A 19146-nucleotide genomic window follows, 5' to 3' on the forward strand; every position below is an offset into this window, starting at 1 on the left:
TTATTTTGACTTGGTTTTTTTTAAACTATTGCTTTACAAAATTCAGCAACAGCACATCGTTTTCATTAATCTTGAAATCCTTTTTATAAATTCCGTTGGCATCAATTGTCACTGTTTCCGTGGCAATTGGCGCACCATTATTTTTTTCTTTCAGCGTGTTTACTTGTTGTTTGGTCAACTGGTTCGGTTTATTCATCCCCAAATAATCGGTAAAAACATCATTCACTTTGTAACCCACTTTGAAGATTTCTAAAGTATAGCTGCCTTTTTGGAGTCCTGCCACTTCAATCTTTACGGTTCCTTTTGGTTTGGATGGTAAATCTTTTACATAATATTGTTGATTGTTTGTGGCATCTGGCAAAGTATAGGTAAAATCCCAAAACAAAACCTGCACATCACCTTTTGTGTTTTTAGCCGCCCAAGAAGAAGTGTCGGTATTTTGAAGTTCTGTTTCTCCCAATTTGTTCAAAAAGGAATACGAAAAATAGGCCGGTTTCTTGATTCCTTGCGTATTCAACAACCCGAAACCACCGTGAAAAGGCGTAAATCTTGGCCCTGGTTCTTCAAAAATATCGGTAAAAACCCAATACGACATTGAGTTTGCAGCATTCCCCACTTGTTTCAATTTTTGAAGAATATAAGCCGCCGAATGGTAACTGTCGTGAATGGGATCGGCTGGTGTATAAGAGGAACTCCATTCGGTGTAATGCAATTCGAGATTGGGTTTTGTTGATGTTGCAATTTCTTTTCTTGATTGCAACACATCGCCACTTACTGCCTCATTATCTTTGCTTAATACAGTTCCGCTTTGTCCAAATTCATCCAAAAAACCTTGTCCAACACCATAGGAATGTGTACTGATAAAATCAATTGGCACCTTGTTTTTTTCACAAAAATCAATCATCTCGCTTTCCCAAGCAGCTCCCGCAGTACCTGGCCCACCTACTTTATAGTCTGGATTTACACTTTTTATGGCGCGAGTGCTATAATCATATAATTTAAAATATTCTTCTTGTGTTCCCGTCCAAAAACCTGGAGTTAAATTGGGTTCATTCCAAACTTCGAAATACCAAGACTTCACCTCATCGGCTCCGTAACGTTCGGTAAAATGTTGTGCTAAGTTGCGGATTAAATCTTCCCATTTTTTATAATCTTTAGGTGGTGTCACATTGCCTTTCCACCAAAAAATGGTTTGCTTTCCACTCGCCAAAGCCGATGGCATAAACCCTAATTCGACAAAAGGTTTCATATTGATACTCAAAATATAATCAAATAAAACATCGACATATTGGTAATTGTATTCTGGATTCCCTTTGTTGTCTTCACGATAAACCGCCATATCGTCGGTCAATAAACCGTGCATCCTAATGTATTTGAAATCGCATTCTTTTTTTATCAAAGCCAATTGTTGTTGCCAATCGGCGCGCAATCCTTCGTTGGCTCGTCCCGCTCCGATACACTCTTTGTACATCGTGTTCATTTGTCCAGCCGATTTATTGTAATCGACTTTTATAATTCGATCCACAGAAGCTGTTTTCTTGGTATTCAAATTTTGTCCAAACAATGCAACATTGGTCAGTAATAATAGAATAATTGGTAGTACTAAATGTTTTTTCATTTTAATTATTTCACGGTTATTTTTTTGGTCAATAGTATTGCATCAGAAGCTCCGCCTACTTGTATTTCAATTTGTCCTTTTTCGAGTTCAAATTGTTGTTTGGTTGTATTCCAATATTCTAAATTTTCAGCTTTTAAAGTCAGGGCTACTGTTTTGGTTTCTCCTGCTTTCAAAAATATTCTTTGAAAAGATTTCAATGCTTTTATTGGTTGCTGAATAGCCGAATCGATTGATTTTACATACAATTGAACGACTTCTTCACCATCCCTTTTTCCAGTATTGGTTATCGAAACCGAAACTGTTAGGTCTTTATCCTTTTCTAAAGTATCCCTGTTTGTCTTTATGGAATTATACGCAAAACTCGTATAACTCAATCCGTGACCGAAAGCATACAAGGGTTTTCCTTGAAAATACATGTAGGTTCTTCCGTTGCGAATGTTGTAATCCAATAAATCAGGCAAATCGGTGATATCTTTTACCCAAGTTTGCGTCAATCTTCCAGCTGGATTGTAATCACCAAATAATACGTCGGCCAAAGCGGTTCCTAATTCTTGGCTGTTTTGCGTCAGATGTACAATTGCAGGAATGTGTTCTTGTGTCCAATTGATGGCATACGGAAAACTGCTGATGAGCGCCACGACAGTTTTGGGATTGGCTTGATACGCAATTTTGATTAAATCTTCCTGTTCCAATGTCAAAGATTGTCTATCAACAGCTTCTTTTCCTTCGCTCGGCAAGGGACAATCATTCCAACCCGCATTGCAAACCGGATGATTCCCGACAATTACAATAACAACATCTGCTTTTTTGGCAATTGTGGCTGCTTTCCCATCGGCATTGTTTTTGGCGTATAAAATTTCAACATTCGAACCCAATTTATTTTTAATTCCCTGCAAAGGTGTTATCATATAGGGAGGAGTTCCGCTGTACCAATCCAAAAGCACTTGGTCGGCACGAAGACCGATTACGGCAATAGTTTTTAGTCTTTCTTTTTGCAAAGGCAATAATTGTTTAACCGGATCATTTTTCAATAAAACAATGGATTTCAAGGTCGCTTCCAATGCCAGTTTTTTGTGGGCATCCGATTTCCAAGGATCAATCGTGTCTTTTCCGATACCAATTTTAGCATACGGATTTTCGTCTGGAGCATCTAACATTCCCAGTTTGATCATTACCCGAAAATTTCCCCTGATGACTTCGTCTATGTCTTTTTCAGTTAAATATCCTTTTGCAATGGCACCGTCAACTCCTTCTTTATAATCGTCCAAAAATTGATTGATTCCCGATTTTACTACGGCTGCCGCTCCCAAATAGGAATCGGCATAATATTTATGATCCGAAAGCAGCAACTTGAAAGCACCGCCATCGGTACAGATGATTCCATTTTGTCCCCATTCTTTTTGAGTGATGTCTTTCAACATCGGATGCACAGTAGCCGGGATTCCGTTTACTTTATTGTAAGAAGCCATATAGGCTCGCGAACCGCCTTCAATAATCCCCATTCGGAAAGGAACGGAATAATATTCTCTCCAAAGCCTTTCATCAAAATCGGATGATGTGTAAGTTCTGCCATCTTCGTTGCTGTTGGCCAAAAAGTGTTTCATCAACGAAGCCGATTGCCAATATTTGGGATGATTTCCCTGAAGCCCTTTTACAAAAGCAACAGTCATCGTTCCGTTAAAAAAAGCATCTTCGCCATAGCTTTCTTCGGTGCGTCCCCAACGTGGGTCTCTGGCGATATCGGCATTTGGAGCCCGAATCACCAAACCGCCCCGATGGTATTTCTGGAAAGCATAACGTGCTTCATAGCCTTCAACCTGCGCCACTTTTTGGATCAAATCGACATCCCAAGTTTCGCCCAAACCATAAGCCTGAGGAAAAGTGGTGGTGGGAATCGGTACTTTGCCTTTTCCTCCCCATTCGCCTGGTCCTCCTAAAGCCAATCCGTGTAATCCTTCGATATGACCTGTACCCACAACTCCCAATCTTGGAACGGAGGGATTGGTACTTAAAACCGCAACTTTTTCCTCCAAAGTCATCAATGACAACAGATTGTCAATACGCTTTTCTGTCTCCAAATTTGGATTTTGAAAAGGATATTGCTGTTGTTTTTGCGCCAAAACCACGTTTATGCACAAAAGAAAAACAATGGAAAAAAGGAGGTTTTTCATTTTTAAGAAATCGGAATTAATTAAACCAGTTGGGTTGTCTTGAAATTATAATTTCTTGAATCGAATGGCTGTTCCTCCTGCTCCACCCAAATGCAATTTCAACACATCCGAAGCTTTAACCGTTTTCTTGGAAATGGCAACTGCTGATGGATTGTGGGTTTCGTCTGTTCCTTCGGCATCGGCATAAATTTGGGCTTCATAAGTGGCGTTGGCATCCAAAAATGATAATGAAATTTCCAAATCTCTAGCTTTCTCGTTCGTAATGCTTCCCAAATACCAATCGGCACTGTTTTCATCTTTACGAACCGTGGTAATGTATTCCCCAATTTCAGCGTTCAATACTTTGGTATCTTGCCAATCCGTTGGAACGTCTTTCAAGAATTGGAAAGAAGGATTTCCTGCGTAATTTTCAGGAAGATCGGCTAACATTTGTATTGGTGAATAAAAAACTACGTATAAAGCCAATTGTTGTGCCGTGGTTCCGTGAATTCTTTTTCCTGGATAACCTTGTTTGATTTCAACATCCAAGACTCCCGGAGTATAATCCATTGGCCCTGACAACAATCTGGTGAAAGGCAAAATAGTCACGTGATTGGGCGGATTTCCTTCACTCCAAGCATTGTATTCTTGTCCTCTGGCAGCTTCCCGAGCCAACATATTGGGATACGTTCTGCGTTCTCCCGTGTCTTTTATTGGTTCGTGATAGAAAACGGCCAAATCATATTCGGCAGCTTTTTTCAGGACGTATCGGAAATAATTCACTCCAAATTGTCCGTGATGCCATTCTTTCATGTTCAATTTAGAACCCACGTGTCCTATTTTCACGGTGTGAATACCCAAACGTTTATACATTGCAAATCCTTCGTCTATTTCTTTAAGATAATTAATCAAGTTCGAACCCGTTTCATGGTACCCGATAAGCTCCACTCCTTTTTGTTTTCCATATTCCACAACTTTGTCGATGTCAAAATTATCGGCACATTTTGTAAAACTGAACATGTGCATGTGGTTCTCGTACCAAGCTGGAGTCCAACCTTTGTTCCAGCCTTCAATAAGCATGTGATGAAATCCTTCTTTGGCAGTAAAATCGAGGTATTCAAAAGCATTTTTGGTAGTGGCTCCTTGTTTGTCACTTTCCCAAAAAGTATATTTTCCGATGTGCATTCCCCACCAAATTCCCAAATATTTATAAGGTTTGAAATAATCAATTTTGCCCAATTTGTTGGGTTCGTTTAGATTTAAAATCAAATACGAATCGACTAAATCTCCTGATTTTTCACCTATTTGAATGGTTCTCCAAGAGGAAGTAAAACTGTCTTTCACGCGTACTTTCACTCCATCTGCCCAAGGCACCAAGTCAGTTTTCAATTGTGTCCCGGTATTGTTTACCAATGTCGTGCTGGCATAATCGATTAGGTTGGCTTCGTGAAAACTCAATTTTAAACCGCTCTTGCTTTCGATAGTCAATGGCGTATGTACCGTGTCAATGGCATTAATGGTCGAATTTTGATACAAATATTCATAACGATTTTCTCGGTAAGCAGGAATCCACCACGCTTTTCCTTCTTCTTTCAGGTTGAAAGTCGTTTTTTCGTCCATAATGAAAATACTGTCTTTCGTACCTTGTCTTGGATACACATATCGAAAGGCAATTCCGTCATCGAAAGCGCGAAACTGGATTTCGAGTTGACGTTTCTCCTTGTTTTTTTGTTGCAGTTTCACCACCATTTGGTTGTAGTGGTTTCGGATTTTCTTCTTTTCGCCCCAAACCTGTTCCCAAGTTTCGTCGAAAGTGGAGTTTTCTACTTTAACTATTTCAAAATTGGAGCTGAAATCGTCATTGTTTTTCAACAAAAACCCCATATCCGATGGTGTAATTACCACTGTTTTTCCGTGAGAAACGGTGTATTTTGGTGAGCTATTTACCAATTCGAATTGAATTTTGTTTTTACCTTCGGGTGAAGCCAATTCGTAGGATTTTGATTTTTTGCCTTGGGCATTGACCATACTCAGGGAAAGTAATAAAGCGGGAAGTATCAGTTTTTTTATCATTGTACTATTTATTTTTTTTATAAAAAATCGGGGCATAGACTAACTCATTACCCCGATTTCACAACTAACCAAAACAATTATTTTATCCATTCAATTTTGAATGTGGTCTTGTTGCTTATTGGATTCTCATTTGCTTCGAAACCAGTTCCTTTTTTGGAAAGAGAGATGGTTTTTACTCCATCGCCTTCTGGAAGGAAAACTTTTGCTGTTGCCGTATTTGTTCCTTCAGCGGCATATACTTTGAGGGTCAATTTGCTCCAATCCATGTCTTTGGTGGATTGTGCCAATTTGATGTGTGGAATTGCCGAACCGTTTCGAACCAATACGATAATCGGCACTTCGCCGGCCTCAATTTTATGCCAACCGCCTTGATATACTTTTTTGGTTTGGTAATCAATCCAAGTACCTTCCGGAAGATAAACATCCCTGCCGGTAACCTCTTCAAATAAAGGCGCTACCAACATACTGGAACCAAAAAGATATTCATTGTCCACCAACCAAGAACCCGGATCATTAGAATATTCTATGAACAAGGCGCGCATCATCGGTAATCCTTTTTGGGAACTTTCTTTGGCTTGGGCGTAGATGTAAGGCATTAATTCGTAACGCATATTATCGGCATTTCTGAAAGTTTCCAAAAGGTCTTTGCTGTACAACCAAGGTTCGCGTGGAGGCTCGCCATGGCTTCTTACGTGGGATGTGAACATCCCGAAAGGAGCCCAACGACGATACAAGTTTTCGGGAGATTTGGTCACAAATCCACCCACGTCATGACTCCAGAAACTGAAACCACACAATCCCAAGGAAAGTCCCCCTCTTAATTCGGCCGACATGGCGCCGTTTGTTGTTTCGGCATCGCCACCCCAATGCAAAGGATAACGTTGGCTTCCTGCCCAGGTGCTTCTTGCCCAGATTAAGGTGTATCCTTTTTCTTTTTGGGTGATTTCGGCAACGGCTTTGTTGTAACGCAATGGGTATAAATTATGCTCATAGAAACCAGTTCGTCCATTGGAATAAATGCCGTCCGCTGGTGCGGCTTCTCCAAAATCCACTTTGAAAACGCTCACTCCTTGATCGAATAAACTTTTCAATTTGGCTTGGTACCAAGTCACGGTGGCCGGGTTCGTAAAATCCAAAACGGCATCTTCGTAAGGAAGGTTTCCTTTACGGTCTTTCACGGTCAAGTTTTTGTCCACAATTTCGTTGAACAAAGTGTTTTTTGGCGAAAAATAAGGTAGTTGCCATAAACAAACGTGGAAACCATCGTCTTTCAAATCCGACATCATTTTAACTGGATCTTCGAAACGTTTTTTTGCAAATTCGTAATTGTTGCGCCAATCCACGTCAAACCAGCCCGTGTCATAATGAATCACGTCGGTCGGGATTTTGTAAGCCCGTAGATTCTTGGCAACTTCACGACCTTCTTTTTCAGAAAAATAAGTAATTCGGCTCATCCAAAATCCGAAGGACCAAAGTGGCGGCATGGCGGCTTTTCCTGTAAGGTTCGTGTATTCGTCCAAAATATCTTTGGGTTCACCAATGAAGAAAAACAAATCGGCTTCGTCGTCGCCAATATACATTTCGTTGGCACTGCCATAATATTTTCCAAAATCAACAGTAATCGGTGTCGAATGGTGCATAAAAACCCCGTAACCACGGCTGCTCATGTAAAACGGAACCGGTTTATACATCGTTTCATTCTGTATTCCGTTAGCATCATCCGTCCACAAAACTACTTTTTGACCGCGTTTGTTGAACTGCGTAAAGGATTCGCCGCAACCAAATATTTTCTCGTCGGGTTCCAAGCTGAAAGCCGCTCCCATACTTCGGGAATAATCGCTGTTTCTGCGCACATACGAAAATGGAAGTGTTGGCGTGTAGGTATTTGCAAAATCAGAATTATGAAGTGTTCCAGTCAGCAATTTTCCTTTTTCATCATATATTTTTACGTGCCAAGGTTTGGTCTGGATCTCTACCGAACCGTGTTTGCTGGTAAATTTATGTCCGCCTTCGATTTTGGCATATTTCCATAATTCGGGATGGTTGGGCGCTACTCCATCCACCAACATCAAGGATTCTTTTTCAGGATGAAATTGTGGTCCCGAAGTCATTTTGATTCTCAAGGTTCTGTCCGAAACGAACTGTATTTGGAAAGGCAATACCGGCGAAGCTTCATATTCCGTGGTGGGAAATTCGTTAGCCACAACTGGGCTGGGTTTCATTTCAATATTGTTGAAAGCCTGGCGGGTTTGGTAGGTATGTCTCAAATATTTTACCGTTCCTTTTCCGGATTGTGGATCGAAACCCGCCAATTCGTCGGCAAAATAAAAAGTGTTCAGGTAATTCTCGAAATCTTTGCTAATGTCGATGGGTGCATTGAGAACATCGGCATTTTGTATTTGGGCTGTGGCTTTTGGCGTGATTAAAAGACCAAAAAAAACAGCTGAAAATAGTATTCCTATTTGTGATTTTTTCATTGTGGTGCAATTTGTGTTATAGAGTTCATTAAATATTTTAAATTTTATTAATATGAAAATCAAAACCACATTAACCAATATGCCATGTCATTAAAAAACATTAGGTCAAATAGATTTAAAATCTTGCTTTACAGCATTAAATAGAATAAAAAAACTTCAATTTTTGTAACATTAACAATAATACGAACAGGATTCGGTCATTATTAATAATTGTAACGGAAGTTCTAATAGGCTGTTCCCTTATTTTAAAAAAGCTGGTAAAAAAAATTTAACAACAATTATTTTAGCCATAAAATATTAATTTGAAAATTAATCTTAATATTATTGAACTTATAGTACTATTTTAACAAAATACTATAGTATATCAACCTAAACAATTAGTTTAAATCCATTTAATAATCAACAAGAAACTCTTGCCTTTTGGAGATATTGATTGTTACAAATTCTACTAAAAATAGTAATGCTCGAAAAAAATAAAGATTTGCAATTTTTGGAAAAAGAGTCAAAATAATTGTAATGCTATTCTAACCAATGAACCGTTTACCAAAATAATGTCCCGGGTGTTTTTGAAAATATTGATTTGTTTATACATTTTAATGAAATCAATTTGGAATTTATAACTGCCGATAAGCGCAATCGGCATATCGGCAGCATAAATTATTTTAAACTTTTTTGAATGATGTCACTCAAAAAAGGATGCTTTTTTATATATAAATTTAAAATAAAGCATTGGGATTAGATACTGTTTAAGCAAACTTTTCCCAATACTTTTCTGTGTTTTTTTTAAGACTTTGGTATTAAATGATAAATAAGCACTTGACCATCAGCCCTAACAGCTGCATAGCTCAAGGTAGTGGCGGTAAGTTCGTATAATCTCACATTCGAAAAGGTGAAAGAAGTACTGTAATCTCCGTTCATGTGCAACATTTCCAAATTACCGTTGAAAATAATTCGATCATCAGTAAATTTAGGCGTTTGGCTATAACTGTAAGTCCCTGTTTTGGTAGTTTGCGCCGTGCTTCCAGTAGTTGTGGAAGTTTGTTTTATGGTCACATTGTAACCGCCATTCAAATCGAAAGTGATTTCTCCCCATTCTTTATTTTCAAAACCAGCCCATGAAATGTCTGAAAAATTGGGATACCAGTTCCAATCACCCGAACCCGGTACTGCGCCATAAATAGCGTCCATTGCCGAGCTATGCACATTGGTTCCCACGAACTCGATTGGCGCAACCATGTTGAGTTTCCAAGTTTTTCCTGCCACGCCATTGGTAAGCATGGCCCATCTAGGATCGCTAAACAAACTGTTGTCGTTTTGCAAAACCTTGACAACCACGCTGGATGATACTGAACCTCCTCTTGCAAATGCCGTGAAATTAACGGTATATGTTCCTGCAAAAGGCATTGAAATAGTGGTTTCATTCAGGTTGGAATGTCCTAACTCATTGCCTTTCGAATCAGAATAGCTCCAATACGGGATAACCTCCGGAGTCATATTTTTTAGCACCAATTTATTACCTGTTACAACTGCCGAATATTTAAGATCTGAAGACGTAAGCGTCATCGAAGGAAGGCTATAACGGTCTTCAACTGGTTCGCATGAAAACAAGGAACCAAGTGCAAGTATAATTATTAATTTTAAAAATATATTTTTCATAATCATTAGTTTTTTAGTTAATTACCAACCCGGGTTTTGTGACATCGCTCCATTAGAAAGTACGATTTGAGATTGTGGCAATGGAAACCAGCCCAATGTTTCTGTCCTGAAAGTGACGTTAAATTGAGAATCGCTACCCACATTGTCAATTGCAGCTTTGGCAACGGCCGTACCTTGTCTGATTAAATCGAAATAACGGTTTCCTTCTAAAGCCAATTCCAAACGACGCTCATTCATGATTGCCGTTTTGGAAACTGCCACGCGGTTGATTACACTTTGATAAGCCCTGTCACGCACTCTATCCAGACAAGTTTGGGCAAACCCAGCATTGGTACCTAAATTAAGCTCGGCAGCCATCAAGAGCACATCCGAAAAACGAATTACGGCAACATCTTGGTAGTTGTCTATTTGGAAATTTCCTCCATTGGCTTCGACAATGGCTTTTCCGGCAGCATCGGTAATTGGACAATATTTTTTCCAGGCATAACCAGTATATTGACGTTGGTCTCTGGCTTGAGGATCAAAATTCAATCCTTCACCCGCAAAATTGATTATTGTGGCATCTCTACGAGTATCACCTGCCTCATAAGCGGCATACAATTTTGGGTTAACCGTGGCGCCACCCCATCCTGTACCATAACGACCTATGTTTCCTCCACGTGGTGCAATCAGCACTTGAAAACGGTTTCCTTCGTGCAAATTCCAGTCTCCTTTACCCGAACCATTCAATCGAATGGACCAAACCATTTCGGTATTGTCTTCACCGGCAAAATTCTCAAGAGAAGCGGCCAGCCATAAGCGAGAATAATTAGAAACCAATCCGTGTCCACTGTTATTAACGGCATCATTTACGTAGGTTACCGCTTGCGCTTTGGTAACAACACCTGCTAAATCTGCTTTTTTATAATAATCTGTGTAGAACAAGAATGTTCTGGCGATATAAGCCTCGGCAGCCCATTTGGTGATACGTCCAAAATTGGCGTTTCCAGGTTTGGAGTAATTATCGGTTCCCAAATTATCTGCAGCAAATTTTAAATCGTTGGCAATTAAAGCATAAGTAACTTCTGGAGCAACTCTTGGAGCATACAATTCATCAGCACTAACAGGATGATCCAATGCCACGATATCGCCAAACATTTTAGCCAATTGAAAGTGGAAATGGGCTCTCAAGAAACGGGCTTCGGCTTCATATCTTGTTTTAAGTGCCGTATCGGTCCCCCAGTTTACTTTGTCAAGGTTTGCCAATAAAATATTGGCTCTGTAAATTCCTTGGTAAGGCGTTTTCCAAGCAGGGCTGTTCATGTCTTTATTGGAAACATACAAGAAACGATCCCATTCTATATCCACTTGGGCATCAGCCGTTCCGTAACCTCCAAAACAATTGTCGGAAGCTTGTTCGCTTACCAATAAAGGACAGCCATACTCGTCACGTTGCAATATGTCATACACTGCAATAAGTCCTTCGTAGGCATCAGTTGGTGTTTTATAAAAATTCTCGGCCACTTTTTCAGTATAAGGTTCTTTCTCCAAAAAATCGGCAGAACATGCCCCTAATACAAATAGACTCGAAACAGCAAATAGTTTTATATATTTTTTCATTGGTATCATTTTTTAAAAGTTAACATTTAGACCTAACATATATGTCCTAGGCTGTGGATAGTATCCCACATCGATGCCTTTGGCCCATGATTGGTTTACGTTTCCGAATCCAATTTCAGGATCCATTCCCTGGTAGTTGGTAAATGTGAATAAATTGTTGGCCGCCACATACAATCTAAATTTGCTGAAGAAGCTAAGACTAGTGGTTAATTTTGTGATGTCACAACCCAAAGTAATCGACTTGATTCTAAAGAAATCTGCATTTTGAACATACAAATCAGAGAATTTGGTATAATTTCCATTGGCATCTGTACCATAGGTAACTCTTGGAATGCTGTTTGAAGTTCCTTCCGTCGTCCATCTGTTCAAGATACTTGTAGTGTAATTATTGTAAGGACGGGTATAATCATGTACTCCAAAAACATTTTGGCTTCCTGCCACACCATAAGTGTACATGGAGAAATCAAACGCTTTATAAGTCACTTCCATATTAAATCCATAAGTAAAATCTGGATTGGGATCACCAATTTTAGTTTTGTCGTTGGCATCAATTTTACCATTCCCGTCTAAGTCCACGAAACGAACGTCTCCAGGCACGGCATTCGGTTGAACAGAAGTAAGCTCTGATGCATTTTGAAAAATTCCGTCCGTTTTTAATCCGTAGAAATAACCTATTGGTTGTCCTACTTCTACCCTGTTTAACTCATCTATCCCTTGAAACAACAAGTTGGTCTCTCCATGAATAATTCCTTCTGAATTGGCAATTTTAATTACTTCATTATCGTTGAAAGAAGCGTTACCATTTACAGAGAAAGTCCAATCATTGCCAAAATTGGTTCTGTAACCCAAAGCAAATTCCAATCCTTTGTTTCTAATGTCTCCACCGTTGATGTATGGCGCGGCAGCTCCAGCAATATCGGGCACTGCGGCTTGTACCAACCAATCTTTGGTGGTTTTGTTGTAGTAGTCAAAAGTAAAAGTCAATGAAGACAACAAAGTAAGATCGAAACCTAAATCCAATTGTTCTGAAGCTTCCCATTTCAAATCTGGATTGGCGATGGCATCTGGACTGGATCCTACTTGCAATGTTTCATCGGTTGTACCAAAATGATACGATTTATCATAAGAGCTTATGGTTGACATATAAGCAAATTGTCTAATTTGATCATTTCCGTTTTGTCCCCAACTACCTCTAATTTTAAGATTGGTTACCACTTTATTTTCTGGAAAAAAGTCTTCTTTTTCCACATTCCAACCGGCAGAAAATGCAGGAAAAATAGCATATTTGTTGTTCGGTCCAAAATTGGAAGAACCGTCTCTACGAATCGTGGCCGAGAACAAATATTTGTTGTTGTAATCGTATAATATACGTCCAAAATAAGACTGCATGGCATAATCACTGCGACCTCCATAAACCGTGTTTGAAGTTTGGTCTGTGGCATTGCTCAAATAAGCGTGTGCAAAATCATCAAAATTCAAATCTTTGCCGGTGGCTCCCATATATTCGGATTTGTTTTCTTTGGCCGAAGTACCTACCAACACATCAAAGTGATGGGTATCATTGATAGACGCTTTGTATTGCAAGGTGTTTTCAAACAACCAACCCAATCCTTTACCCGAAGCTTGGGTAACGCTTGAAACAGTGGTGTTGTTATTGGAAGAAAGATTATATACAGGCGTAAATCTACGTTCAGCACTATCATTAATATCAACCCCAAAACTGGTCCTGAATGTAAAGTTTTTCAAGAATTTTGCTTCCGCAAAAATATTGCCCACATAACGATCGTATTTGTTTTCGTTGAAATTGTTGTAATACATTGATCCAAGTGGGTTGCTAATATCGGCAGCGATAGTGGAATGGGCAAAATCCCCATTGGCATCATAAGCTGGGTCAATTGGTGCTGCATTCAAAAATCCCCTGATGCTGTTGCTGTAAATTCCATCATCGGAAACACCGCTGCCTTCAATATTGGCAAAAGTAAAATTTTCTCCAATTTTCAAATGATCTTTGATAATTTCGGAAGTTGAATTCACCGTAAAAGTGACACGACCATATTTAGACTGGTTTGTATTGCTTCCAATAAGTCCGTCTTGACCATAATAAGACAATCCCGTGGCAATAGTCGATTTTTCACTTCCTCCTGTAATCAATAAAGAGTGATTTTGTTTCATGGCACCTTCATTAAACAAATCGTCTTGCCAATTATGATCCGGAAAAGCCGCTATTTGCGCTGGAGTGTACAATGGAGTATAACCTGAATTCACGCGTGATTCATTGATGATTGTGGTGTACTCTTTTGTGTTCAATAAATCCAATCTTTTGGCTACTTCTTGAAATCCGGTGTAAGAGCTCAACGATATGTTCATTTTGCCTTCTTTTCCTTTTTTGGTCGTAACCAATACAACACCATTGGCTGCCCTGGCTCCATAAATAGAAGAGGCGGCGGCATCTTTCAAAATATCAACTCTATCGATTGAGGAAGGATCCAAATAACCAATTCCATTGTCAACTACAACACCATCTACCACATAGAGTGGCGAATTGTTTCCTGCCGTACCCACACCACGAATGTTGATTACCATGCCTGCTCCCGGTTGTCCCGAAGTGGAAGTAACACTCACACCCGAACTTTGTCCTTGCAACGCATTCACTACGTCACCGCTGGCTACAGCCTGCAAATCCTTGGCAGAAACCACTGAGGTAGCCGCCGTGGAAACTTTCTTTTTCTGGGAACCATACCCTATCACGACAACTTCTTTAAGATCGGCCGTTTCCATTTCCAACACCACATTGATTGAAGTTCGGCCTTTTACAGGAATAAGCTGGGTAGTGTAACCCACATAACTGATTTTCAATACTGCCTGCGAATCTGCAGTGATTTGGAATTTACCTTCAAAATCTGTTTTTGTGCTTTTAGTAGTTCCATCTACCGTAACACTGGCTCCTGAAATAGGCATTCCATCGCTGCTCGATACTATTTTTCCGTTTACCGTAATATCGCCCACTACATTTTCAACTAGGTCATTTGGAACTTCTGCTTCTGTAAATCCCACTTTTTTGATGCTTTCTTTTTGCAGAACAATTTGGTTGCTTACTTCGGTAAAACCAATATTTAATGGTTTCAAGATTCGAGTAAGAACAATGGACAGGGATTCATTATTGGCAACTATGCTCACTTTTTCGTTTAATTGCGTCATTCTTGAATTATACGAGAACTTGACATGCGCCGTCTCCTCGAGTTTGGATAATGCATTGTCTAAGTTCATGTTGGTAACTTTTATCGTCACTTTTGTACTCAATTTCCCTTGTGCTTTCACGCCATTGGCCATGGTAACAGTTGAAAATACAAATGCTAAGACAAATTGGAATAATGTTATTTTCATAATTCGAATGAGTAATCGTTGTTTAACAACAGGTTTTTTCATAATTTTGGTTTGTTTTGATTAATACTATTAGTTGGGTATTCTGGAAACAACACAAATCACTCTTTACAGAGAGTAATTTGATTTCTTTAGGCGTCGAATATGTTACAGCATTTCGACGCTTTTTTTATGCATTTAATTTCACATAGGCAAACAAGGTTTAGTTACATCCATTGGACAAGATTATAATTTGGTTACCGTTCATTATATAACTGGAATCATTTCCTATAGATTTACAGATGATTTTAAGTTTTTCTGGAAGAGGTTGGTCGCTCAAGGAGGTTGTTAGATGACAATCTTTCAATTTATCTTTTGGAAAATCAATATCAACCAAATAGGCTTGCTCAATGGTCTTGAAGATTTGTTCCAAAGGAATGTCCGTAAATTCAAAACTCAATTGCTCAATAGTGCTGCTTACCATACGAGACAAGGATTCGTCTTGGGTAATGTCGGTGATTTTCTTGAAACTAAGATTTTCTCGGGTGAATCGCAAGGCCTGATTGGGCAATAAAGCCACTTCCTCGTCTTTTATGCTTCTAATCAATTGGTTGGATCTCACTTTCACCACTCCGGTTCTAACGAGTACCTCAATGCTTGGCTCATTGGCATAAGCCTTTATCCTGAAACTGGTTCCCACGACTTTGGTAACAATTTCGTTGGCAAATACATAAAATGGTTTCTCGGGATTCTTGCTGATTTCAAAAAAACCTTCCCCCGATAGATATACTTTTCTGTCATTGCCGTTGAAAATTTTGGGATAACTCAATTTAGACTTGGGCTGAAGCAAAACGGAACTGCCATCAGACAAGGTTATGATTTGTGGCTTGCTTGAATTATTGGTTTGTTCGACAAGGCCTCCATCATTGCCGTCAATAAGCGTTGCATAATTTACGGAAGCGTGACCAGATACAAAGTAATTAGTGTACATCAAACCTGAAATCAAGCCAAAAAGAAAAACAGCGGCAACTCCCCTAAACCACGAATTTTGCCATAGTTTTACCACGGATTTTTTAGCCGATTTCTCGCCGGCAATTTTCTGGTCGATTTTCAACCAAGTGGATTGCAGGGCCAATTCAATGTCTGTCGGCGTTAAACTGTCTTGGGGAACTTTCATGGCCAATAGCCACAAACGGGCTTCCTCTACCAGTTTGGCTCTTTGGGGATTTTCCAGAGTCCATTCTTCCCAACCTTGTTGATCGTCTTTCGTACGCACCCAGATTTGGAACGAAGGGTCGTCTAAAAAATCTTCTATCTCTGTATAATTGTTACGTTGTCGCATTAAAAAAAGGATTACTCTTATATAGAGGCCACTTTTTTTATTGCATACTCACTAAAATGCAATTATTTTTTTATTATGCTAAAAAAAATGAATTAAAAACAGCGATAATGATATATCCAGCGGGATATTACCTTTCCATTCTTTGCGAAGATGCAACAAAGCGCGATGTAGTAAATTGTTGGCCGATTGGTAATTAACGTTCAATATCTCGGCAATTTGCTCCACGGAAAGTCCTTGATGGTAGCGAAGATATAATGCTTCTTTTTGTCGTCCGGGCAAGTCGTTCAACAATTTGTTAAGAAAAGCTACTTTGGAAGCCAATGCCTCATCTAAAATAAGCTGGTGCTCGACGGAATAATCAAATAAAAATTTAACGGAATCCATCGAAGTGGTTTGACGAAAAATATGATCCCGCTCCTGAAGTCTTGCAATACGCTTGCGAACACAGGACAACAAATAGGCTTTCACCACGACAACATCATTTAACGATTGTCTATAAACCCAAATATCGGTAAAGACGTCTTGCACGCAATCTTGCACTATTTCGCAATTAGGAGAAAGTGAATTTCCATATTGAACCAAATTCCCGTAATATTTTTTGAAAAGTATTGAAAAAGCCCTTTCGTCACCCATTTTAAGATCGTTCCAAAGTGTGGAATCGTCAATCCTGTCGGTATGCAATGTGGAGTTTTTCAAGTTTAATGGATTAAAATTACATTATTTTTACAGTACAAAAACATCTGGGATTAGGACACTATTTTATGGCATAATCATGGCTTTACAACTAAGCCTCCAAACCAAATACCTCACAATAATAAACTTTATATTTTGAATTAACAAAATTTTAAGGATAAAAAATTAACAATCTACAATTAATATCTATTTTTTTTACGCATTAGCACAAAATAAAGCAACTTCGCTACATAAAACATTTTTTGTTGATTTCAAGAAAAAAAAAGAAGTAAATACCTTTTAAGGGCTTGTCTGTTCTGGATTCTAAAACAAAAAATTCAAAAAACTGCCTTTCAAAAAACTTTTGGGCAAAAAAAAGGACCCGTTTTCACGAATCCTTTTTTATTGGAGAATCAATCTAAACTGATTCTTTCTTTTTTGCTCTCTTTTCTTTATATGCTTCCCAAGTTGCTCCACCTACCCAATAGGATACGAAACCAACCAAGAAAAACATCAACCAGAATCCTATGGTAAGGACGGTCAAGAAAAGTAAAAAGCCTAAGTACTGTTGAAATTCAAACATGTTTTCCGGAATTTTTGAATGTAGCGACAAATGTATGTTTAAAATTTTTTCTTACCAATAAAATAACGGATAAAATTTTTTAAAAACAGAAGTAATTTGTAATTTTAGAAACATTTGAATTCCAATTCTTTAGCGATTACCATTAAATTTGTTAAAAAACAAATGCCGACAAAACTCAAAACCAATCCAAAAATGAAATACCGAATAGAAAAAGACACGATGGGCGAAGTGAAAGTCCCTGCCGACAAATATTGGGGCGCACAAACGGAACGTTCTCGAAACAACTTCAAAATTGGTCCATCGGCCTCAATGCCAAAAGAAATTATAGAAGGTTTTGCTTATCTGAAAAAAGCGGCAGCTTACGCCAATTGCGACTTAGGAGTTCTCCCTACCGAAAAAAGGGATGCCATTGCCGAAGTATGCAACGAAATATTGGAAGGAAAATTAGCTGACGAATTTCCGTTGGTGATTTGGCAAACAGGCTCCGGAACACAAAGCAATATGAATGTGAATGAAGTAATTGCCAATCGAGCACAAGTTTTAAAAGGATTCAACATTGGCGAAGGCGAACAATTCATTAAAGCCAATGACGACGTGAACAAATCGCAATCTTCCAACGACACTTTCCCGACGGGAATGCACATCGCTGCCTACAAAGCTGTCGTGGAAACTACCATTCCGGCCGTTGAAAAATTAAGAGACACGCTTCAATCCAAGGCATTGGAATTTAAAAATGTCGTAAAAATAGGTCGCACCCATTTAATGGATGCCACGCCATTGACCTTGGGACAAGAAATCTCGGGTTATGCCGCCCAATTGAGTTATGGATTGAAAGCAGTAAAAAATACCTTGGCGCATTTGTCGGAAGTGGCTTTGGGAGGAACAGCCGTTGGAACCGGACTGAACACGCCTAAAGGTTACGACTTGAAAGTCGCCGAATATATAGCGAAATTCACAGGACATCCATTTGTAACTGCTCCCAACAAATTCGAAGCTTTGGCTGCCCACGATGCCATTGTCGAAACCCACGGTGCTTTGAAACAATTAGCAGTTTCTTTAAACAAAATTGCAAATGATATTCGGATGCTGGCTTCTGGACCACGCTCTGGAATAGGCGAAATCATCATTCCGGAAAACGAACCAGGATCTTCTATTATGCCGGGAAAAGTAAATCCAACCCAATGCGAAGCCTTGACTATGGTTTGTGCCCAAGTGATGGGAAATGACGTGGCCATTTCCGTTGGAGGAATGCAAGGCCATTATGAATTAAACGTTTTTAAACCCTTGATGGCGTCCAACTTCCTGCAAACGGCAAGATTGCTGGGTGATGCTTGCTTGTCTTTTGAAGAACATTGCGCCAGCGGAATCGAACCGAATTACAAACGCATCGAAGAATTGGTAAACAATTCCTTGATGCTCGTCACGGCTTTGAATACCAAAATTGGTTATTATAAATCGGCTGAAATTGCACAAACCGCCCACAAAAACGGAACCACTTTAAGAGAAGAAGCCATTCGCTTGGGCTACGTTTCTCCAGAAGATTTTGATGCTTGGGTAAAACCGGAAGATATGGTTTGAATTTCCATGAGTTGCATGTATAAAAAAAGCCTGCAATT

Annotated in this window: 10 protein-coding genes; 1 reads left to right on the top strand and 9 read right to left on the bottom strand. The window is 39.2% G+C overall.

Annotated elements, in window-relative coordinates; all coding sequences use genetic code 11:
- Window positions 1-25: 25 nt before the first annotated feature.
- The 9 genes from OZP13_RS07065 to OZP13_RS07105 form a co-directional block, all read right to left on the bottom strand.
- On the bottom strand, window positions 26-1618 hold the full coding sequence (locus tag OZP13_RS07065) for a GH39 family glycosyl hydrolase (RefSeq protein ID WP_281299149.1): 1593 nt from the start codon (window positions 1616-1618) through the stop codon (window positions 26-28).
- 5 nt (window positions 1619-1623) lie between these two features.
- Window positions 1624-3789, bottom strand: a complete 2166-nt coding sequence (locus tag OZP13_RS07070; RefSeq protein WP_281299150.1) for a glycoside hydrolase family 3 C-terminal domain-containing protein — start codon at window positions 3787-3789, stop codon at window positions 1624-1626.
- 45 nt (window positions 3790-3834) lie between these two features.
- Window positions 3835-5841 carry a glycoside hydrolase family 97 protein gene (locus tag OZP13_RS07075; protein ID WP_281299151.1) on the bottom strand — a complete coding sequence of 669 codons (2007 nt, stop codon included), beginning with the start codon at window positions 5839-5841 and terminating at the stop codon, window positions 3835-3837.
- Window positions 5842-5918: 77 nt separating this feature from the next.
- Window positions 5919-8318, bottom strand: coding sequence for a glycoside hydrolase family 31 protein (locus OZP13_RS07080; protein WP_281299152.1), 2400 nt, complete (start codon window positions 8316-8318; stop codon window positions 5919-5921).
- 783 nt (window positions 8319-9101) lie between these two features.
- Window positions 9102-9974, bottom strand: coding sequence for a hypothetical protein (locus OZP13_RS07085; RefSeq protein ID WP_281299153.1), 873 nt, complete (start codon window positions 9972-9974; stop codon window positions 9102-9104).
- 21 nt (window positions 9975-9995) lie between these two features.
- A complete protein-coding gene (locus tag OZP13_RS07090; RefSeq protein ID WP_281299154.1) occupies window positions 9996-11573 on the bottom strand; it encodes a RagB/SusD family nutrient uptake outer membrane protein in 1578 nt (525 codons plus the stop codon).
- 12 nt (window positions 11574-11585) lie between these two features.
- Window positions 11586-14999, bottom strand: a complete 3414-nt coding sequence (locus tag OZP13_RS07095; protein ID WP_281299155.1) for a TonB-dependent receptor — start codon at window positions 14997-14999, stop codon at window positions 11586-11588.
- A 157-nt stretch (window positions 15000-15156) separates the two neighbouring features.
- Window positions 15157-16275, bottom strand: a complete 1119-nt coding sequence (locus OZP13_RS07100) for a FecR family protein (protein ID WP_281299156.1) — start codon at window positions 16273-16275, stop codon at window positions 15157-15159.
- A gap of 78 nt (window positions 16276-16353) precedes the next feature.
- The gene (locus OZP13_RS07105) at window positions 16354-16971 is read right to left on the bottom strand and encodes an RNA polymerase sigma factor (protein ID WP_269243178.1); all 618 of its coding nucleotides are present in this window, start codon (window positions 16969-16971) and stop codon (window positions 16354-16356) included.
- A 751-nt stretch (window positions 16972-17722) separates the two neighbouring features.
- Between OZP13_RS07105 and fumC the strand changes: the two genes are divergently transcribed.
- Window positions 17723-19108 carry a class II fumarate hydratase gene (gene fumC, locus OZP13_RS07110; RefSeq protein WP_281299433.1) on the top strand — a complete coding sequence of 462 codons (1386 nt, stop codon included), beginning with the start codon at window positions 17723-17725 and terminating at the stop codon, window positions 19106-19108.
- The last annotated feature ends 38 nt before the right edge of the window (window positions 19109-19146 follow it).

The organism is Flavobacterium limnophilum, assembly GCF_027111315.2.
Taxonomy (GTDB): domain Bacteria; phylum Bacteroidota; class Bacteroidia; order Flavobacteriales; family Flavobacteriaceae; genus Flavobacterium; species Flavobacterium limnophilum.